This is a genomic window from Staphylococcus argensis, assembly GCF_002902305.1.
GTDB classification, from domain to species: Bacteria; Bacillota; Bacilli; order Staphylococcales; family Staphylococcaceae; genus Staphylococcus; species Staphylococcus argensis.
Genome location: NZ_PPPX01000001.1, coordinates 741,899 through 763,372, shown reverse-complemented (window position 1 = coordinate 763,372; position 21,474 = coordinate 741,899). Strand labels below are relative to the sequence as shown.

19 protein-coding genes are annotated in these 21,474 nt (G+C 39.3%); 1 reads left to right on the top strand and 18 read right to left on the bottom strand.

The genetic code is table 11. The features are described from left to right. Nucleotides 1-7: 7 nt before the first annotated feature. The 9 genes from mutS to CD039_RS03680 all read right to left on the bottom strand — a co-directional run bounded on the left by mutS (nucleotide 8) and on the right by CD039_RS03680 (nucleotide 10,377). A complete protein-coding gene (mutS, locus tag CD039_RS03720; RefSeq protein ID WP_103371171.1) occupies nucleotides 8-2,680 on the bottom strand; it encodes a DNA mismatch repair protein MutS in 2,673 nt (890 codons plus the stop codon). A gap of 302 nt (nucleotides 2,681-2,982) precedes the next feature. After that, nucleotides 2,983-3,474: an energy coupling factor transporter S component ThiW gene (gene thiW, locus CD039_RS03715; protein WP_002472426.1), complete on the bottom strand. Its 492-nt coding sequence runs from the start codon at nucleotides 3,472-3,474 to the stop codon at nucleotides 2,983-2,985. Between the two features lie 25 nt (nucleotides 3,475-3,499). After that, nucleotides 3,500-3,856, bottom strand: coding sequence for a YlbF/YmcA family competence regulator (locus tag CD039_RS03710; protein WP_049405437.1), 357 nt, complete (start codon nucleotides 3,854-3,856; stop codon nucleotides 3,500-3,502). Then, a complete protein-coding gene (gene miaB / locus CD039_RS03705; protein ID WP_103371593.1) occupies nucleotides 3,856-5,397 on the bottom strand; it encodes a tRNA (N6-isopentenyl adenosine(37)-C2)-methylthiotransferase MiaB in 1,542 nt (513 codons plus the stop codon). The genes CD039_RS03710 and miaB overlap by 1 nt, the downstream gene beginning before the upstream one ends. 207 nt (nucleotides 5,398-5,604) lie before the next feature. Then, entirely contained in the window at nucleotides 5,605-5,910 is a 306-nt protein-coding gene (locus tag CD039_RS03700; RefSeq protein WP_103371170.1) for a thiamine-binding protein, read from the bottom strand. A gap of 2 nt (nucleotides 5,911-5,912) precedes the next feature. Then, nucleotides 5,913-6,548: a poly-gamma-glutamate hydrolase family protein gene (locus CD039_RS03695; protein ID WP_103371169.1), complete on the bottom strand. Its 636-nt coding sequence runs from the start codon at nucleotides 6,546-6,548 to the stop codon at nucleotides 5,913-5,915. Nucleotides 6,549-6,844: 296 nt separating this feature from the next. Continuing rightward, nucleotides 6,845-7,711, bottom strand: coding sequence for a 2-oxoacid:ferredoxin oxidoreductase subunit beta (locus CD039_RS03690; RefSeq protein ID WP_103371168.1), 867 nt, complete (start codon nucleotides 7,709-7,711; stop codon nucleotides 6,845-6,847). Next, entirely contained in the window at nucleotides 7,712-9,472 is a 1,761-nt protein-coding gene (locus tag CD039_RS03685; RefSeq protein ID WP_103371167.1) for a 2-oxoacid:acceptor oxidoreductase subunit alpha, read from the bottom strand. It lies immediately after the preceding gene. Nucleotides 9,473-9,585: 113 nt separating this feature from the next. Beyond that, nucleotides 9,586-10,377 (bottom strand): TIGR00282 family metallophosphoesterase, encoded by a 792-nt coding sequence (locus CD039_RS03680; protein ID WP_103371166.1) that lies wholly within the window; start codon nucleotides 10,375-10,377, stop codon nucleotides 9,586-9,588. A gap of 230 nt (nucleotides 10,378-10,607) precedes the next feature. Between CD039_RS03680 and CD039_RS03675 the strand changes: the two genes are divergently transcribed. Further along, nucleotides 10,608-10,826, top strand: a complete 219-nt coding sequence (locus CD039_RS03675) for a hypothetical protein (protein ID WP_103371165.1) — start codon at nucleotides 10,608-10,610, stop codon at nucleotides 10,824-10,826. A gap of 277 nt (nucleotides 10,827-11,103) precedes the next feature. On the opposite strand, the gene rny is transcribed toward CD039_RS03675, so the two are convergent. The 9 genes from rny to yfmF all read right to left on the bottom strand — a co-directional run bounded on the left by rny (nucleotide 11,104) and on the right by yfmF (nucleotide 21,218). Continuing rightward, on the bottom strand, nucleotides 11,104-12,663 hold the full coding sequence (rny, locus tag CD039_RS03670; protein WP_103371164.1) for a ribonuclease Y: 1,560 nt from the start codon (nucleotides 12,661-12,663) through the stop codon (nucleotides 11,104-11,106). Between the two features lie 598 nt (nucleotides 12,664-13,261). Then, complete coding sequence (gene recA, locus CD039_RS03665; protein ID WP_002472399.1) at nucleotides 13,262-14,308, bottom strand: recombinase RecA; 1,047 nt, start codon at nucleotides 14,306-14,308, stop codon at nucleotides 13,262-13,264. A gap of 167 nt (nucleotides 14,309-14,475) precedes the next feature. Beyond that, nucleotides 14,476-15,624 (bottom strand): CinA family nicotinamide mononucleotide deamidase-related protein, encoded by a 1,149-nt coding sequence (locus CD039_RS03660; RefSeq protein WP_103371163.1) that lies wholly within the window; start codon nucleotides 15,622-15,624, stop codon nucleotides 14,476-14,478. Between the two features lie 289 nt (nucleotides 15,625-15,913). Beyond that, nucleotides 15,914-16,492, bottom strand: a complete 579-nt coding sequence (pgsA, locus tag CD039_RS03655; protein ID WP_103371162.1) for a CDP-diacylglycerol--glycerol-3-phosphate 3-phosphatidyltransferase — start codon at nucleotides 16,490-16,492, stop codon at nucleotides 15,914-15,916. Nucleotides 16,493-16,540: 48 nt separating this feature from the next. Next, complete coding sequence (locus CD039_RS03650) at nucleotides 16,541-16,933, bottom strand: helix-turn-helix domain-containing protein (RefSeq protein WP_103371161.1); 393 nt, start codon at nucleotides 16,931-16,933, stop codon at nucleotides 16,541-16,543. Nucleotides 16,934-16,963: 30 nt separating this feature from the next. Next, entirely contained in the window at nucleotides 16,964-17,806 is an 843-nt protein-coding gene (locus CD039_RS03645; RefSeq protein WP_103371160.1) for a YmfK family protein, read from the bottom strand. A 146-nt stretch (nucleotides 17,807-17,952) separates the two neighbouring features. Then, the gene (gene ymfI / locus CD039_RS03640; RefSeq protein ID WP_103371159.1) at nucleotides 17,953-18,657 is read right to left on the bottom strand and encodes an elongation factor P 5-aminopentanone reductase; all 705 of its coding nucleotides are present in this window, start codon (nucleotides 18,655-18,657) and stop codon (nucleotides 17,953-17,955) included. After that, a complete protein-coding gene (gene yfmH / locus CD039_RS03635) occupies nucleotides 18,658-19,941 on the bottom strand; it encodes an EF-P 5-aminopentanol modification-associated protein YfmH (RefSeq protein ID WP_103371158.1) in 1,284 nt (427 codons plus the stop codon). Continuing rightward, nucleotides 19,941-21,218, bottom strand: coding sequence for an EF-P 5-aminopentanol modification-associated protein YfmF (gene yfmF / locus CD039_RS03630; protein WP_103371157.1), 1,278 nt, complete (start codon nucleotides 21,216-21,218; stop codon nucleotides 19,941-19,943). Before yfmF ends, yfmH begins: the two co-directional genes overlap by 1 nt. Nucleotides 21,219-21,474 lie beyond the last annotated feature (256 nt).

Here is a 21,474-nt window from a genome sequence, read left to right as displayed (position 1 = left end):
TTCACCTCTATTTCAATCGATTTTGTAATTCACTCAATTTCACTAAGGCTTCGACTGGTGTCATCATTGAAATATTTAAACGCTTCAATTCTTCTTCGATTTCGCTAGGTTCTGCTGGTTCGTCGAAGAGATTAAAGGCTGTCTGTTCGAATTGGGTTGAAGTAGACTGAGTCGCTGAATTGTTCACATCGCTGTTCTCAGAATGTGAAGTTCGTTCATTATCGTCTTTATCTTTTTCAGATTGCGACGTCGCTTCGTGTACGGCACTTGCTTCAACTTCTTTCGGACTTCCTTCACTCTTCACTTCCACTGGCGCATTATTCTTTTCAAAGGCATCGAGAATCACTTGTGCGCGGTTAATGACTTCTTCAGGCAAGTCTGCGAGCTTAGCCACTTGAATACCGTAACTGTCGTCGACTGCGCCATCTTTGACTTTGTGTAAAAAGATAAGTTCTCCTTGGTATTCATTAGCTGCGACGTGAACGTTTTTCAAGCACTCAAGTGTTTGATCAAGCGTAGTTAATTCATGATAATGCGTGGAGAATAGCGTTTTAGCGTGTGATGTCTGAGCAACATATTCAATCATTGACTGAGCTAACGCTAAGCCATCATAAGTTGAAGTTCCTCGACCAATTTCATCAAAGATAATGAGACTGTCAGCCGTCGCGTTCGCTAACGCTTTCTGTGCTTCTAACATTTCTACCATGAACGTACTTTTACCTGAAACTAAATCATCAGCAGCACCGATACGCGTGAAGATTTGATCAAAGATCGGAAGAACTGCCTCATCGCAAGGCACGTAAGCACCCATTTGAGCCATGATACTAATGATAGCGACTTGTCTCATATAAGTCGATTTACCTGACATATTCGGCCCAGTAATTAAATAAATGTATTGCGATTCGTCCAAACGACAATCATTCGGTACATAATCATTGCGATCCATGACACGTTCAACGACGGGATGGCGTGAACCTGTTAAAGCTAACGTCTTATCATCACTAAATGACGGTCTTACATAATTATATTTCTGCGCTGTCTCGGCAAAACTTTGTAAACAATCGAGTTCAGAAATAATCTTCGCTTGTTGTTGCAGACGCTCAGTATAATCTTTAATTCGCTCTCGCAACTGAGTAAATAATTGATATTCTAACTCAACTGCTTTGTCTTCTGAACCTAGAATTAAATCTTCTTTCTCTTTCAGCTCATCTGTGATGAAACGTTCTGCATTTGATAAAGTCTGTTTACGTTGATAACCGTATGCTTGAGGATCAAACCCACGTAAGTTTGCTCTCGTAATTTCGATAAAGTAGCCAAAGACTTTATTAAAACGAATTTTCAATGATTTGATACCTGTCCGTTCACGTTCTTTAGCTTGAAGTTCGGCTAACCAAGCTTTACCGTTGCGTGAAGCTTCAAGATATTCGTCGAGTTGTTCGTGGAAGCCAGATTTAAATAATCCACCTTCTTTAACTGAAATCGGCGGTTCTTCGACAATACTTTGTTCGAGTAGTTCTAACAAATCATCAAGCGGTTCAAGTGCTTCAAAGTGAGCCGTAGCTTGTGTATCTAATTGCGTTAACAACGTTTTGATATGCGGAATTTCTGAAATGGAATGTTTCAGTTGAATTAAATCACGTGCATTCACGTTTCCATAACTGACACGCCCGACTAAGCGTTCAATATCGTATACTTGATTGAGATATTCGCGTAACGTATCACGTTCGATAAAGTGATCAATAAATTGTTCCACTACATCTAATCGTTGTTGAATTTGTTGGCGTTGGATGAGCGGGCGATCAATCCACTGCTTTAATCGACGTGCCCCCATCGGCGTTTTGGTTTGATCCATGAGCCACAGTAATGTACCCTTTTTCGACTTCAAGCGAATACTTTCAGTGAGCTCGAGATTACGTTTCGCATAATAGTCCATTTTCATAAAGTTAACTGCTTCGTATTGATGCACTTCTTCAATATGTGAGAGGTCACGTTTTTGCGTATGATGAATGTAATCAAGTAATAGTTGTGTCACTTCATGCATATTATGGTCGTTAAGTGTGTTGACCGCATATGGGTTGTCGGAGATGGTGTCCACAACTGTGATCGTCTCAGTCGTCATATTAATTTGACGTTGTAAATGTTCAGAGATAGCGCGATCTACCACAATTTCATTGGGATTTATCGTCGTAATTTCGTTGATTAATGTCGCTTCATCTTCAAAGTGTGTGACTTGCAGCTCACCAGTTGAAACGTCACAATACGCGAGCGCATATGTTTGTCCATCGTGTCGATAACTTAAGATGTAGTTGTTCTGTTTCTCATCGACGCCACCGTGTTCCATGACCGTACCAGGTGTCACGATACGCACGACTTCGCGTTTAACCATACCTTTCGTTTGTCGCGGATCTTCCATTTGTTCACAAATCGCAATCTTGTACCCATGATTGATGAGGGTTTCAATATAACTGTCTGCTGAATGGTACGGGACGCCACACATCGGGATCGGGTCGTCCTTTTTAGCGTCTCTCTTCGTTAACGTGATTTCAAGCACACGTGACGCTTCTTTCGCATCTTCGAAGAACATTTCATAGAAATCTCCGAGTCGGAAGAATAATAAACAATCCTGATATTCAGATTTAATTTTTAAGTATTGTTGCATCATTGGCGTTACTTTAGCCATGCATTTCACGTTCCTTTTTCTATGTCATTATGATGATTTGAGTTATTTTTAACCTTATTTTATTAAAATGATTAGCTCTTAAATTTTAACATATCCTACCTCGCTGCGCCGACAAATCACACGAAATATATAATTATTTTATCTAAAGTGTTTAGAGAAAGAAACAAAAAGAACAAGAACATAATTAAAATCTAAAAATACATATTTAACAGAAAAGTTTTGCACTCTACATTCCCACTCTTACAAAATTTAAAAGCCCGAAAAACGCACATTACGCTTTCCGGACTTCGACTTTCAATCATTTATTTTAAAAAGCGATCAAGAATACCTCTACGTTTCAACACCATCAAGATAATGTAACTAATGACTGATCCGATGATACTTGAAACGAGAAAGGCGAGCATTAAAGGTTTCGCTGCAAAATCGTGTAAACCGATGATCCAAGCGACCGGAATACACATCAAGCTACCAATAATTCCCGTCCCGATAACTTCACCTACCGCAGCCATAAAGATATGACGACGATAAATATAGAATGCACTTGCGAGTAATACACCTACCATACTACCAGGAAAAGCAAAGGCACTTCCGGTGTTAAATAGTACGCGCAAGAGTGAAGAAATTAATGCTTGAGCGAGACCAAACCACGGCCCTACAAACACCGCACACAAGACGTTAATCATGTGTTGGATGGGTGCGGCTTTAATCGGTCCAACGGGTATGACTATAAAGCTACTCAATATGACATTGAGCGCTATAAATATTGCAGTAAATGTAAACTTTCTCGTCTTCATTCGACGACCCAACCCCTTTCGTAAATCAATCTTCTGGATGATGGTTGTTTAAGCGTTTTGACATCGTCTCAATCATCAATTGCAGTAAATCGTTGGCTTCACGTTGCGCAGTACGAAATTCACCGACTATCGGAAGTTGGTTGATATCGTTCTCTAACGATTGAATCGTATGTTCTGACGCTTTGAGCGCTTCTATCTTGCCGTAATTCTGAAAGTTAACCGCTTGTTTCTGATTGCGTTTCAATTCTTTCATACGTGTATCGATACTGTGATTAGCATGGATTTGTTCTTCTACACGTCGATAATCTTTCACAAGATCTAAATCTTGAATCTTAGCACTTAAACGATCCGCCTGTTCCAGTATTTCTTCAGTGCGATACATTACATCGTCACCATCGCTTCTTCATGTTCACTAAGATACGTACCGTTTAGCGAGAATTGATGCGCTTCATCAATACGAACGTCAACAATTTTACCAATCGCTGACTTAGGCGCTCTAAAGTTAACTAACTTGTTCTTCTCAGTGTAACCTGCAAGCACCTCGTCGTCTTTCTTACTCTTTCCTTCACATAACACGCTCACGACTTCACCTTCATATGGTTTCATCGCTTCACCAGAATAAGCAGCAACTTTACGATTTAAACGTTGCAGACGATCTTTCTTCACTTCTTTCGGCACATCATCTTTCATGCGTGCAGCTGGCGTACCATCACGCTCTGAATAGAGGTACGTGTACGCATGTTCGAAACCGACCTCGTCATAAAGAGATAACGTCTCTTCAAATTGTTCTTCTGTTTCGTTAGGATAGCCAACGATGATATCTGTCGTAAGCGCTACATCAGGAATTTGTGCCTTAATGCGATCCACTAAGTCGAGATAACTTTCACGTGTATACTTACGACCCATAATCTTCAGTACTGCGTTATTTCCGGATTGAACTGGCAAGTGGATGTGTGGAACAATATTGCCACCTTCCGCAATCACTTCAATCATAAGATCTGTGAAGTCCCATGGATGACTTGTAGTAAAACGCACACGTGGAATATCAATCTTAGAAATATCTGCGAGTAAATCACCTAAACCATAGTCTAAGCCATCGATATCTTTACCGTAGGAGTTCACATTTTGACCAAGTAGCGTCACTTCTTGATAACCTTCGCGTGCGAGTTCGCGAACTTCTTGAATAATATCTTCAGGCTTACGACTACGCTCTTTTCCTCGGGTAAAAGGAACAATGCAATATGTACAGAATTTGTCGCAACCATACATAATATTTACCCATGCTTTAATGTTACCTTCACGTACTTTCGGTAAATTCTCGATGACATCGCCTTCTTTAGACCATACTTCAACGACCATCGCTTTGGAAAGATACGCTTCTTCAAGAATTTCTGGTAAACGATGAATATTATGCGTACCAAATATCATATCTACATTTTGGAAAGACTTCAGAATCTTATTCACGACGGATTCTTCTTGTGACATACAACCACACACGCCGAGCAATACGTCAGGTCGTTCACGTTTAAGATGTTTCAAGTTACCAATTTCACTAAACACTTTATTCTCGGCATTCTCACGAATTGCACATGTATTGATGAGAATGACATCTGCCGTATTAATATCTTCCGTCGGTTGATAACCTAACGCACTGAGAATTCCCGCCATGACCTCTGTATCATGCGCATTCATTTGACAACCATACGTTTTAATCATAAATGTGCGACCGTGACCCATATTGCGGTACTTCTCATCGATTTGGAAATCATTCGTATATTGCACTTCTTCTTTACCGCGTTTACGTGCTTGTTTCAAGCTTGGCGGTTGATAAACATGTTCAAAGTTCTTACTCTCCGCTTGTGCTTTCTTATCTCGTTCAGCTAAGATATTAATCGTAGTACGTTTTCTTTGCTCTTCATTCACACTACATAACCCTTTCTTTCCAACATCGAGCATGCTTGAGCACTTCATTCCACACATGCTTCGACTTGTGCATAATCATCTTTATATTATATTAAATTCTACTTATTTGTGCAAAAAGACACCTCTCATTTTTCAGGTAAAATGCGCTACAGAATGCCAACAATCTCACGTATCAAGACGTTGAAATATTGAATTCAGTACTCTACACTATTCCACTCGATCGCTATCGTATTTACCAGTTAACGTTTCAATCGTGATTCCCTCTGGTGCATGATAGAACTTAACTTGACTGATAATGCTTGGAACTTCTAACTCGACCATGCGATCATTAATCTTCTGAATTAAGATCAGACACGTATTCATATCTGCTTGAACTGTCGTTTCTAGCGCGCCCACTCGATACGGAACTTCCGCTTCTTGAATCACCTTAATTGCTTCATCAACGTACGGAATCACATCTTCTCCATTCGGCGTCTTCGGTATCACTTGTATGCTCATAAGTATATCGTCCATGATTACTCCTCCTCTTCTTTCATTGCATCTATAGCTTCAATCATTGCATCGGCAAACGCAGTCATTACCGGACTCCAATTAGATTCATCTTCTCGATTATGTAAATTAAATTTCTTATTGTTGAAAAATTGTTTACGCAAAGGCTCGGTAAGTTCAATTTGTACACCCTTTTTACGCTCGCCACAATTCACGAAATTATCCGTATGCATACCTGAGATAGGTGGTGGTGCCGCTTCAACGAGAAAGCTTCTCTGTTCCAATGCAAGTGTCAGATGCGCTCTCAACGTATGATCTAATCCTCCTAAATACACTTTAGGTTTCACGCCTCTACAGCCATGAATCGAAATGACGTGCCTTTTACCTTGAACTAATGTTTCTAAACGCGGTTCATTAAAGTGCCGTGATGTGACATGCAATTCATTGTTCTTATTGCGACGCGTAGCTTTAAAGGTGTAGAAATCATAACCACCCCTACGAGCAATCAGTTCCGCCACTTCCGACGTGCCTCTTTCAATTGCACCGCCATGAATCGCTGTAATTAAATGACGTGCGCCCCGTTCATGAGTGTGTATAGACCAATCTTCCCCCTCAGTCATCTGCTGAGCAAGATCAGTAAACGATTTGTAGCGATCAACCATAATGTACCTCCAGAAGATGAATTTACTTCACTGTACCATATTTACAGCGGCCTTGTAGATTATGAAGGCTATGACATGTTAAAGGAGTGGAAGAGTTCACGAGATGTTCAACATCATCCTAGCGATTTCTCATTCCACTCCTTAAATATCATATTATTTAACCCTAGTTTTCTTGTTTCTATTAAAATGCACCAGCGCTGGTATCGTTGAGGAGAAAGCAGATCTTTGCGATAAACGCTTGATACACTTTCCACATCTCAGATACTCATTTTAACTCAACAAACTAAAGCTGATATTTACACAAATTGTTGTGTTAACGCATTGAACTGATCTTCTTGAATGTGAAGATCTTTCTTCGCAAGCGGCGTCTCATCTAACTGCTCAATTTGTGATTCGTATGAAGGTGTTTCAGTATCTTGATAAACGATACCTTTGAGTAAAGAATCATATTTCAAGACGTTCGCCATCGCTTTCTCTTTATCCGAAGCGTCATAGTCTTCAATGTCATCGATGTTCGTTAAATGTTCTTTGAACCAATCATACGTATTCACTTTATTATATGTGACACATGGGGAGAAGACGTTCACAAATGAGAAGCCATCATGGTTAATTGCGTCCTCTAAAAGTTTCGTTAAATTCTTAATATCACTAGAGAAACCTTGAGCCACAAATGTAGCTCCTGATGATAGCGCGAGTTCTAAAGGTGCCACGTTCTTCTCAATATTACCTTTAGGCGTGGATTTCGTCACGAATCCTGGCGCAGAAGATGGTGACGTTTGACCTTTCGTTAACCCGTAAATTTGGTTGTCCATAATTACGTAGGTCATGTTCATATTACGTCTTAACGCATGAATCGTGTGGCCCATACCGATAGCGTAACCGTCGCCGTCACCCCCTGAAGCGATAACTGTAAGATCACGGTTCGCCATCTTAACACCTTGTGCTAACGGTAAAGCGCGTCCATGGATTCCGTGCACACCATAGGCATTAATATAGCCAGAGAGACGACCTGAACATCCGATACCCGTTATAATCGCTACTTCCTCTGGTTCTAATCCTATGTTCGCTGCTGCTTTCTGAATCGCAGCCTGAACAGAGAAATCACCGCAACCTGGACACCAATTGGGCTTAACATTGTTACGGAAATCTTTAAATGTAGCCATTTAGACCCTCTCCTTTAATTCATTGGCAATTTGTTGACCACGTTCTTCAATTTCATGTGGTAAGAACGGCGTACCGTCATATTTCGTCTGATTAATAAGTTTATCTCCAATAGCAACATTCATCTTAAGAATATTAGATAGTTGACCTTGATAGTTATGTTCAACGACAACTACTTTCTTCGCTTTATTCACCGCTTCTTGCACCACATCTTTAGGAAATGGATGAAGTTGACGAATTTGCAGATGATTCACTTTGATACCTTGTTCTTCTAAACGTTCTGCACCTTCTTGAATTGCGCCTTTCGTTGAGATAAAGCCTAGATAAAGAATGTCTGCTTCATCATGCGTTTCTTGTCCACTCACTGGTTCATTTATGAGTAAGTGTTCTGTCTTACGCATACGTTTTTCCATTTGTTCTTGTCGGTTCTGAGCAGCTTCGCTTGTCTTACCTTCTTGATTGTGTTCCACACCTGTTACGTGATGAATACCGCCTTTCAAGCCTGGTAAAGGTCTTGGTGATACGCCACTGTCAGTTAAAGCGTAACGACGGAAGTAGCTTTTATCCCCTTCCTCACGCTCAATATCAGATTGAATCAATTCGCCTCTTTGAATATCAATAGCGTTGTAGTCTAGTTGTTCTACGGTCTGTTTACCGAGAGACAACTGCAAGTCACTGAGGATGATGACTGGACATTGATAGATTTCAGCTAAGTTGAACGCTTCCATCGTTAGATAGAATGCATCTTCTGCATCTGTTGGCGCTACGACAATCTTAGGAATATCTCCATGTGTACCATAAATCATCTGCATTAAATCGGACTGTTCTTGTTTGGTTGGAAGACCTGTAGAAGGACCCCCACGCTGCGTATTGACGATGACAAATGGTGTTTCTGTCATACCTGAAAGACCAATCGCTTCCATCATGAGTGATAGCCCTGGACCAGCACTTGCTGTAAAGCCACGAACGCCACCATAGTTAGATCCTATCGCCATGTTAGCTGCTGCGATTTCGTCCTCAGTCTGTACGACAGTACCTCCCACTTTAGGTAGATTCTCAATCATATATTCCATGATTTCAGACGCTGGTGTGATAGGGTAAGCAGCCATGAAGCGTGAACCTGCTGAAATAGCTCCTAATCCAATTGCATCGTTACCAATCATGTAAAGGTGCGGATCTTGTTGAGATGCTGTGAGTTGGAAATCGCCTTCTACCGTTTCAAGTTGTTCTTGCATCAAGCGATAGCCTTCATGAAGTGCTTGAATATTCATTTCAACAACTTTGTCACCTTTTTTCTCAAACATCGCTGTGATTAGCGATTCAAAGGTTTCAGTTTCTAAATCCATCAATGCACACGTTGCACCTACTGCAACCATATTTTTCATTAGTGTTGTGCCGAGCTCTTTCGCTGTTTTAGTAAAAGGTAAATCAATCATTTGAGCACGACAATCTTCAGGTTTGTCTGGTTTCGCTTTACTATCCGCAATAATTACGCTGTCGGCTCTCATTTCATGATGATTCACTTCAATCGTTTCTTGGTCGAATGCCACAAGAATATCTAAATCATCACTTACTGCATGAACAGGTGATGTGGAAACTCGAATCTTGTTATTCGTATGACCACCTTTAATACGACTTGAGAAGTGTCGATAACCGTAAAGATAGTATCCCTTTCTATTCATAGCTGTAGCGAAGATTTCACCTGTTGATTCGATACCTTCACCTTGTTGTCCGCCCACTTTCCATGATATTTGATTTCGCATATCATTGTTCCTCCTAGTGGATATATTCATTCATTATTTATAATATCAAAATACCTCGCTAAATGACTATGTTTAGCGAGGTTCTCGTTGAAATTCATACGAACGGACGATAGTTAATCGAGCGGATGATCATCATTGATGAGCACGCGTTCAATATGTTTCGTCCGTCCCTGACTATCATAATCGACGACTACTCCTGAAAGTACAGCGCGACCTGTGTCTGGTACTACATGACGTTGTGGCAAACTTGTAATAAATCGCTTAATAACCTCATCGCGTTGAATACCGAGAATGCCATCGTAGAACCCTGTCATGCCTACATCTGTGATATAACCAGTACCTTGAGGCAATACGCGATCATCTGAAGTTTGAATATGCGTATGCGTCCCCACGACTGTACTCACGCGCCCGTCTAGATACCAGCCCATCGCGTTCTTTTCCGAAGTCGTCTCAGCGTGGAAATCGACAAAGATATAGTTTGTCTCTTTCTGAGCTTGTGCGACGAGTTCATCTGCCTTTTTAAAAGGATCGTCAATATCTTGCATAAATGAGCGTCCTTGTAAGTTAATAATCGCTAATTTATCTGCATTAATTTGGATAAAACGCATCCCAACACCGGGGGCTTCCTCAGGGAAGTTAGCTGGGCGTACCATCCGGTTAGCGTCATCAATAAAATCATAAATTTGACGCTGACCATATGTATGGTTACCCATCGTCATAAAGTCAACCCCCTCACGTAAGAGTTGCTTATAAATTTTTTCAGTTAATCCTTTTCCGTGAGCTGCATTTTCTGCGTTAACAATCGTCACGGTAGGATGAAATTTTTGTTTTAACTTTGGTAGGTAATCACTGATAGCTTGTCTACCCACCTTACCTACGATATCTCCGATAAATAATATTCGCATTCGTTCGTACATCCTCTCTGCTCATTAGTTTATAGCATATTGTTAACTCTGAAAAGTTTGATGTTTCTTGCGCTTGTAATTGTTAGCTATTCTGCTTAAATGCAAACTGATTTCACTACTGTAAGAAATTAATCTGAAATTTAATTGACGATAAAGTGTTTTAAATCATTTTTGAGTGGTATGAAATAAACAGAAAGTTAAATAAATAATATAGGAGTTGTAATTCACACATGTCAATTCATATTGATGCAGAACATTTCGCAGATTTAGTAGTAAAAGCGAATCCCTCAAAAAGCGAAGATGCAGAAGATATTGCTAAAGATGCATTAGAACTATATATTACTTCATATCGCTTAGCTGAGAGATATGGACAAATTTCTTCAAGTTGTTTAGATACAACTGAAATCTTAAAAAAAATCAAAGACACTGAATTAGAATTCAACAACTAATATTGCTATTAACTTAAACCAAGACTATAATTCAATTAAAAATGATGTGAAAAGGGTAGAGACTACATAATTGTGGTTTTTACCCTTTTTTCTTATGTAATTTTAAAGATCGTATACGTCTTTTACGCGTTCTACTCGTCGTTAAAACAGTATTCCTATTCAAAATTGCACCAGAGTTGAACTACTGGGCCTTCTGAACATCGCTTGTTGATTCACCTATATTTATAACTCGCTGTATGCACAAACATAAATAAACGGCTACCCGAAGGCAACCGTATTATTTTGCATATTCAATTGCTCTAGTCTCACGAACAACTGTCACTTTTATATGACCAGGATATTGTAATTCATCCTCTATTTGATTCTTAATATCTCTTGCTAAGCGATGTGATTTCAAGTCGTCGATTGCATCAGGTGCAACGATGACACGAATTTCTCTACCAGCTTGGATAGCAAAGGCTTTTTCTACACCATCATAACTTTCTGAAAGCGTTTCTAATCGTTCTAAACGTCTGATATAATTCTCTAAAGTTTCTTTACGCGCACCAGGTCGTGCTGCTGATAAAGCATCTGCTGCTGCAACGAGGATTGAAATAATTGAAGTTGGTTCAACATCACCATGGTGTGAGTGAATAGCATTAATAACTGTTTCACCCTCGCCGTATTTCTTAGCGAGTTCCACACCAATTTCTACGTGACTACCTTCTACCTCGTGATCAATAGCTTTACCGACATCGTGAAGAAGTCCTGCGCGTTTAGCGATTGTAATATCTTCTCCAAGTTCCGCGGCTAACATTCCAGCGAGATGTGCCACTTCGATAGAGTGTTTAACCACGTTCTGACCGTAGCTTGTACGATATTGTAAACGGCCGAGAATCTTAACGAGATCCGGATGCATATTGTGGACATTGATTTCGAATGTCGCTTGTTCACCAGCATCGCGTATGATGTCGTCTACTTCATTACGTGACTTCTCAACCATTTCTTCGATGCGTCCAGGATGGATACGTCCATCTGAAACTAAGTTCACAAGTGCGATACGTGCAATTTCTCGTCGAATTGGATCGAAACCTGAAAGTATAACTGCTTCAGGTGTATCATCAATGATTAAATCGATACCTGTTAGTGTTTCTAACGTACGAATATTACGACCTTCTCTACCGATAATACGTCCTTTCATCTCATCGTTTGGAAGATTAACTACTGAAACTGTGGATTCAGATGTGTGTTCTGCGGCAATTCTTTGAGCTGTTGTCGCTAACAACTCTTTCGCTTGCTTATCTACTGTTTCTTTCGCTTCTCGTTCTTTTTCCTTAACAAGTATTGCAATATCATGTGACAATTCATCTTCTACTCGTTGGAGTTGTTCGTTCGCTGCTTCTTCTTGAGTGAGACCAGAGATGCGTTCTAATTCTTGTTCATGCTTATTTATTAATGTTTGAACACTACTCTCTTTTGCATCTACTTGTTGTTGTTTTTCTTCAAGTTCAGATTCTTTTTGCTCTAAAATCTCATCCTTTTTCTCTAAGAGATCAGATTTTCGCTCCAAGTTTTCCTCTTTTTGAAGAAGTCGGGTTTCTTGTTTTTGTAAATCACCACGCCGTTCGCGAAGTTCGCTTTCAACTTGGTCTTTAAATATTTGATTTTCTTCTTTTGCTTCAAGGAGCTTTTCTTTCTTAATGTTCTCAGCTTCTTTGTTAGCTTGGTTTATGATATCTTCAGCAGTTTGTTTCGCTTGAATCTGCTTCTGATGTAACAAATTACGGGCGATGATATACCCCACAACAACTCCCAGAATAATGCCTATTAAAATGAGTAGGAGGGTTAATAAATACACACAAACACCTCCTTTTTTTAGGACTTTGTCGTATATCAAATTCAATATGATTATATGAAATTATATAAGAATCATACAATGTAATTGTACGTTTTTGCATCAATAAGTGTCAAGGTTTCGACATAGTGTTCTGTGAAAGTATCACTTTTTAGATTTTGGTTGCGAGCTTGTATAAATTTTTTCAATACCTTATTTTTCAATGTGATCACTTTCGCTTGCTTGGAAGAATTACAGAAATCTATGATTTCGTAGTACTTCCCCTGAAAAGATGGATAGAGGAGACTGGGAAAAAATTAAAACTTATTATTTTTCAATGTTATAACTCTCGCTTGCTTATGGGACCACACTCAAAGAATGGATTGTTGTTGTGGCCTTGTTCCATCAAGCGTCTCAAATACATATGAAAAAATGGTTTCTACTTCTTTTAATGTATTTATTACATTATATCTAATTAATAGCTACGCTTTCTTAAAACTCATATGTATAGCATCAAATGTTTCATGACATTCATCGAAATAACAAAACTGCCGGCAGTTATCTTAGTGCCGACAGTTTATACTCAATAAGTGTGCAATTGACTATCTCGTCTTAATCAAACTTATTCCTCATCGAAAAGTGATGACGGAGCTTCTTCTTCCTCTTCTTTAACATCACCATCAAAGATACCTAGTTTTTCACGTAATTTATCATCAATATCTTGTCTAATTTCAGGATTTTCTTTCAAGAAGTTCTTAACGTTCTCTTTACCTTGACCCATACGTTCGCCGTTGTAAGAATACCAAGCACCAGATTTATCTACTACGTCATTAGCAACACCGAGATCGAGGAGTTCACCTTCTTTAGAAATACCTTGGCCGTACATAATATCTACTTCAGCCACTTTGAATGGAGGTGCTACTTTGTTCTTCACGACTTTAATCTTCGTACGGTTACCTACGATATCTTGACCTTGTTTCAATTGTTCTGCGCGACGTACTTCTAAACGGATGGAACTGTAGAACTTCAATGCACGTCCACCTGGTGTTGTTTCAGGGTTACCGAACATCACACCGACCTTTTCACGGATTTGGTTGATAAAGATTGCAGTAGTATTTGATTTAGAAATCGCTGCTGAAAGCTTACGTAATGCTTGTGACATTAAACGAGCTTGTAAACCAACGTGTGCATCGCCCATTTCACCTTCAATTTCTGCTTTCGGTGTGAGCGCTGCCACAGAGTCGACAACAACCATTTCTACAGCACCGCTTCGCACGAATGCTTCTGCGATTTCAAGACCTTGTTCCCCATGGTCTGGTTGTGACAAGTAAAGGTTATCGATATCGACACCCAACGCTTCAGCATAAACAGGGTCTAGCGCGTGTTCTGCGTCGATGAACGCTGCTACCCCACCTTTTTTCTGGACTTCAGCGATGGCGTGTAATGCGACAGTTGTCTTACCTGAACTTTCAGGACCATAAATTTCAATGATACGGCCTTTAGGATAGCCACCTACACCAAGCGCATTATCCAAAGTCACTGAACCACTTGATACACTTGATACTTTACGCCCTTTATTATCTCCGAGCTTCATAACTGCGCCTTTACCGAAAGACTTTTCCATATTTTTAATAACTGTATCTAGAGCTTTTTGACGTTCATTATCCAATGCTGGACCTCCTATATCGAGTAGTTTCTCGTAAATTTATCTTAACTTAACTATACATGTTCTCAATCAATTTCGCAAGCAATTTGCGAATATTTGTTCGCTAATTTCTGCTGTTTTTTATTGTGAAATCGAACACGCGTACTTATATTTTCTTAAAAACTGCTCTCTCACTCTACATTTAACCAATTCAAGAGTCGAATCATTACATAGTTAGGTGTACGCGTTTTAAGCAAATTACGTTTCTGAGTCATCTTGAAGTCATATACATTCAAATCATCATTAGCAAGAATGCCAAGATAAACTGTGCCTTCACGATACAGTACAGAAATACCTATTTCAGACTCAAATAACTCTCGAACGATACGTGCGCTCACAGCCAATTGTTGATCAATAGCGTCTGTGGATTGAACCCAACTTTCAGAGTGAGGCAACATACCTTTCACTTGTTGTGTTGCATCGTAATCTTTCAAACGAGAGTAAAGCATACCATCTGTGACACCGTCATAGAGTGCAACTGTTCCATTAAGTTGTTGCATCACAGCCTCTTCAAGTTCTACCTCATCTGAACCATAGTAATATTGTCCTATACGTGAAAGAATTTCATCTTTCACTGGTTGAATTGCTTGTGTACACTGCGCTTTGTTCTCACCATTTGCAGTAAGACGTATCTTTACTTCGTGCGAACCTGCTAAAGGTGCAATGGTAGGATTAGTTTGGTTGTCGATTAAATCAATGAGTTCTGTTTCAACTCGAGATTCTCCAATTCCAGCAAACTTTAACTGTTCTGAGAAGATGCTTTGCTCTCCATCCATTAATAGTGGTAAGAGTTCATGTCTCGCCATAGGTTTATTCTCTTTTGGCGGACCTGGAAGCATCACTACACGTTTCGCTCCATCTTCAATGAGCATTCCTGGCGCCATACCTTCTTTATTCTCGAGCACTGTGCTACCTTCAATGACGAGTGCTTGCTGACGATTATTCGGTGTCATCGTCTGATGTTGTTCTTCAAAGTATGATTCAATATATTGTAATGCTTGGGAATCAATAACTAATTCTTTATTCAATACTTTCGCAACTGTATGTTTCGTTAAATCATCTTTAGTTGGTCCTAGCCCACCAGTTAAGACTACAGTATCATAACGGTCGAGCATGTCTCGCACCACACGTTCTAAGCGTTCTGGATTATCACCAATCACAGCATGTTCGATGACGCTATGGCCAATTTCATTAAATAATTGAGATAAATATTGACCATTTGTATTATTAATTTGACCTAATAATAACTCTGATCCTACTGCAATAATACCTATTTTCACAGTTTAAGCTCCTTTTTCATCATGATTATTCAACTTCAACAATGTATATTATTCCACTTTCTTTCAACTACAAACCTTTCTCTCATCATAACTTTTATTTGATAGGCGTAAAAGTAAAAAGAGCGGAACTGAAATCTGATTGATTTCAATGTTCCGCTCCATTATTTAAAATAGTTGAACAGTTTTTCCTTATGAGCACAATTTCATCGATCTCAAACTTAACATTTCAAAGCGTTCATTGTTATTGCAGTAAGCTTCGAATCCTTTTAACTTAACAAGCCTCAGCCTACTATTTCGCTTTGAACACGTCTCGACCTTTGTAAAAATATTCAAGGCCTGAAAGTATAGTGAAGAACACACCGATGTAGAGTAAGACTTGACCTAGTGGGAAGTGCCACCATTGAATCAATGGTTCACCCAATAAGATCCACACGAGACCTACCATCGTTACAGCCGTCTTAATCTTACCTAGCTGCCCTGCTGCGCTGACGAAGCCTTGTTCAATTTGTAACAAGCGTAAGCCTGTAACTGCAAATTCACGAGCGATAATAATAATCGCAACGACAGAGTTTGTTAAATCAATTTGAACTAAAGCGATGAGCGCACTTGCAACGAGTAATTTATCCGCTAACGGATCGAGGAATTTACCCATGTTCGTAACTAAGTTCCACTTACGCGCAAGGTAACCATCAGCAAAGTCACTTAGCGACGCCAAGATAAAGACCAATCCACTGATCAGCATCTCAATACGAATATCGTATCCACCTAGGAATGATACCGTACCAAAGCCGAAATCATTAAGTAAAAATACTAGAAATACAGGAATAAGGATAACCCTAAACACTGTAATCCAATTCGGTAAGTTCATTACGCATCCTCTTTTCTTTATATGTTCACGTCTAGTTTACATGGAAATTTAGAAGATTAAAACAGCTAATATCCATATAATTGCAGTAATTATTACTACACCACATATCACGACTAAAAGCTGTAATGCTTCTTTACTCTTAGAACGATATGTAGGTTTTTCGTCTTGTTTGAATGCTTGAATTGACGCATTGATTGAGTTCTGATAGCTCGGTATTTCTTCACGATGCGCCTCAATGAGTTGATCTGCATCAAAGTTGACCGCATTAGCATATTTAGTAATTAAACCCTCGGCATAATTGGCATTATTTAATGCCTCAAAGTCATTATCTTCAATCACTCTTAAAGTTTGGCGTTTAATATGTGTTTGATGTTCTAATTCAGCTAACGTCATACCTAGACGTTCGCGACGACCTTTTAATACTTGCCCAACTAAATTCACGTCGCAAGGCCTCCTTATCTCACAGTTAAGCTATTCAAAGAATCCGAAACCGCCACCGAAGCCGTCTCCAAATTCATCGTTACCAAAGCTTAAATTATTCTTACTTTTTACTGTGTGTTTCTTCATTTCGTCATATTGAATTTCTTGATCTTTGTTCTCCCTCAATTCAATGATGTAATCAAAATCGCGCATTTCATATTCGCTCGTCTCTACAAATAAATCTGGATGTTCTACCACTTTGATAGATGGAAGTTTCATCACTTCTTTTACTAAATCTTGGTGTTTCTGATTCGATTCACGCGCAGTTACAGCACCATCAATAATGTAGACATGGTCTGCATCGTACTCACCTTTAATCAGTGAACTACGCACCGTTTGTTTAATTAGTGTAGAACTGATGAACAACCATCGTTTATGTGCACAGACACTCGCTGCAACGATAGATTCCGTTTTACCTACGCGAGGCATACCTCGTATACCGATTAATTTGTGCTCATTCTCTTTAAATAATTCAGCCATAAAATCGACGAGTAAGCCGAGATCTTCACGTTCAAAGCGGAACGTCTTCTTGTCCGTTGCATCCTGTTCGATGTATCGACCGTGACGCACTGCCAGACGATCGCGTAATTCAGGCTCGCGCAACTTTGTGATTGTAATATCATCAATCTCATGCACGATGCTTTCGAAGCGTTTTACCTTTTCCAGATTATCCGTCTTAATGAGCAATCCTCGACGGCCTTCTTCAATTCCGTTAATCGTCACAATATTGATACCCATCATACCAAGTAAACTTGAAACGTCACCTAATAGTCCAGGTCGGTTAATTGTAATATCGTATTCCAAATACCATTCTTTTTTGGTAGTTACTGTCAAACTGAAGCACCCCTTTATCTAGGCTAGATTAACGCGCAGATTGCTTAATAATCTAGCTTTCTCATCATGTTGTATTTGTCATATTATTAGTAGTATAACATTTTGCAATGACATATGGGGATCAAATTCAATGAGATTTCACTCATTTAAAGATACCAAGCACCATTTACTTTCTGCACCGTACCTGTAATACTCTTCGCCATAGGATGACATAAGTAACTACAAACGTGTGCAACCTCTTCAGGCTCCACTAAACGCTGTTGAGGAAGATCTGAGATGATACGCTCAAGCTCTTCCGCTTCGAACTCATCTGACATCGTGCCTTTAACGAAGCCAGGTGCAATCGCATTGACGGTCACTGAAGTTAATGCAAGCTCTTGACTTAATGCTTTGACAAATCCATGTTGTGCACTCTTCATCGTTGAATAAATGGTTTCTAAGCTCGCCCCTGTTTCTCCCCATATAGACGATATTACAATCATACGTCCTTGCTCACTCTGGCGTAGTTGCGGAAGAAAATGGCGGGAAAGTCGAATCAATTGTTTCACGTTAAGTTGATAACTCACATCAATATCGTCATCAGAAGTATCTTCCAACATTTGATACATACTGGCGCCAGCACAATAAATAAAGCAATCTAAGTTTTGGATAAAACCAAAGTACTGTTCAATATCGATAGTTTGCGTTAAATCACATTGTACAAACTGCACAGGTTGGTTGCGAAATCGCTCTTTAAGGCTGGCAATATCTGACTGATTGTAGTGTACGATGACTTCGTAACCTTCGCTTAATAGTCGAGTAACGATGGCACTACCAATCGATCCAGATCCACCAATAACTAGCGCTTTCATCTATTTCAACTCCATACGGCTATCTACAGCTTGCTCTAAATCCAAGTATGCTTCTGATGTGTCGTTAATACTTTCAAGCGTAATATCTTCAATAATATCAAGTAACTCGAATAAAGATACGCCTTCGAAATAAAGTTTGGTATATTGATTCGCTATGTATTCAGGAGAGTTCAGTCCTGAAATGAATTCACCAATAAATTGTTTCTTTAAGAGTTCAAAGGCTTCATGATCTTCTAGTTGACCTTGACTTCGTTTCAATTCGCCAATTAACAGTGCTTTCAAACGATCAGGCTGTTCAGTCGCACTCGTTACGAGAGAGAAACAATAAGAATCCTCTAGCATAAACTGATATCCAAACGTTTCATCTATCAGCTCATCATTTAATAACGATTGATAGAATTCTGTTTCTTCACCGAAGACCATTTCAAAGAATAACGTCATTTCCAAATCACGTTTAGCATAAGCACGTGGTGACTCATCAAGCGGTTGTTGTTTGAATCCGAGCATTAAACGTGGAGATTGGAGATGCATCGCTTCACGCACCTCACTCTGATTTACTTCAACAGGTTCTGTTAAAGACGCCCTTACAATTTCAGGTTGCGCTTCTTTCTCACGTTTCGACTCATGCTCACTTACGAGTTGTTCAATATGCGCAACATCTACGTCTCCCACGACAAAGAGCACCATATTGGATGGATGATAGAACGTTTCATAACATAAATACAAATCATCCTTTGTGATGTCGTAAATACTGTCGACACTGCCTGCGATATCGACACGGATTGGATGCTGTTGATACATTCCACGTAATGTATTAAACATGAGTTTATAGCCGGGTTGTTCTTGATACATTTTAATCTCTTCAGCTATAATTCCTTTCTCTTTCTCAACCCTTTCTTGAGTAAAATATGGAGATTCAACCATTTTTAATAAACGTAAAATATTACGGTCGATATGGTCCGTAGCACTGAACAAGTAGCTTGTGCGATCAAAGCTCGTGAAAGCATTCACTTGCGCATTATCCTCAGCAAATTGAGTAAAAAGGTCTTCGTCTTCTTTCTCAAATAACTTATGTTCTAAAAAGTGTGCTACACCATCTGGTACAGTGACGTACTCATCACTGTCATGGGGTTTGAAGAGAGAGTCTAAAGATCCGAAACGTGTCGTGTAGGTCACATACGTTTTTTGGAAGCCGCGTTTTGGAATAATGAATAATTGTAATCCATTGTCCAACGTCGATTCATATACTTGTTCATCGATTTGATCATAATAGCGTTGATTCATTAGGCGTCGTCCTCCTCTCTTTTAGTTAAAGTGTAAATCGTCTCTACGTACGTGTTCTGAGCCAGTTGAATGACATCTTCTCGCGTCACCGCTTGAACATGTTGTGCAAAGATCTCGTGCGTTAAATCTTCATCAAGTAATACGTTATTGTTGAGAATTTCGATAATTGATTTCGGACGATCTTGCGCTTCAAGTCTTTGAGAAATCAAGACTTTCTTCGCAAGAGCAAGTTGCGCGTCAGAGAATTCTCCTTGCTGGAATCGCGCAAATTCATGTAAAATCGTATCTTTCGCTTGCTGATATTTAGCCGCAGTCACACCGCTGAGCACAAACATATATCCGTTCTTCGCATCCACTTGCGAATGGATCGAATAAGCAAGACTTTGTTTCTCACGTACTTCATTAAACAACACAGAAGATGGATCGCCACCAAACATCATATTGAAGACAATGAGTGCGAAGTAATCCGGTTCTCCAAAGCGAGTAGGAAGTTTAAATCCTAAGTTTAATTTCGCTTGATCCACTTCATCTGTTTCGACGATTTCTTTAGGTAGTTTATCTGCAGTTTCCACACGACTTTCTATTGTTGTTGTGTCGAGCGTATGCTTGCTGAGGTCGAAGTACTCAGTCACTTGTTTCTCAATATCAGCCTCATCGACATTTCCTACCACGTAAACCGCGGAGAAATCATTATGCAGCATAGACTGATATGTCTCATACAACGACGCTGGTGTCACTTGATCCACGTCAGCTAAACGACCTGATGCAAATTCGCTATAAGCTTGCTCTCCAAACATATTTTTGAGTAATTGTAAAAATGCGTACTGAGATTTATTATCCACTACAGATTCTAATTTTTTCTTCAACAATGACTTCTCTTGTGTTAAAAATTGAGCGTCAAATTGTTCTGAAGAAACGAGCGGATTCCAAATCATTTCTTTAAGTAATTGGAAACCTTTTTCTATCAATGGTGTGTCATCTTTTAAGTATCTTTCATTCACAATCTCTAAAGATAAAGTGATTACATGTTGATCTTTAAATTTAGAGACGAAACTATGTATATGTGCGCCATAGAGTTGAGACAAATGGCGGTTGAAATCTTTGTCTGTGGGCCAACGTTTCGTCGCGCGCACGAGCATTTTACTAAGTAATGTACGTGACGTGATGGTTTGACTATCTAGAGGAGCCATAAATTTCAAAGTGATAGTTGTAGTTTTAAACTTTTGAGTAGGTAAGACCTTTAAACGAAATGGTACTTTATTTTGTTGATTTCTCATTCAGAAACCTCACTTTCCTTTAATATTTAAATACTTATACAATTATGATTATTTAACTGCTTTAATTATGTATATTTGTAAATTCGCTCTAAGTGCTCATTATTATGAGCAAAGTCACACTATCAAGCTATACCCGTCTTGAAGTGATTTAAGACCTGTAAGTTATAAAGAGCTTTATGCGCGTAAATTAAACATGCCAATAAGTCTTAATATAAATGATTATAGGACAACCCTACTCGAAAGTACCACAAAGCAA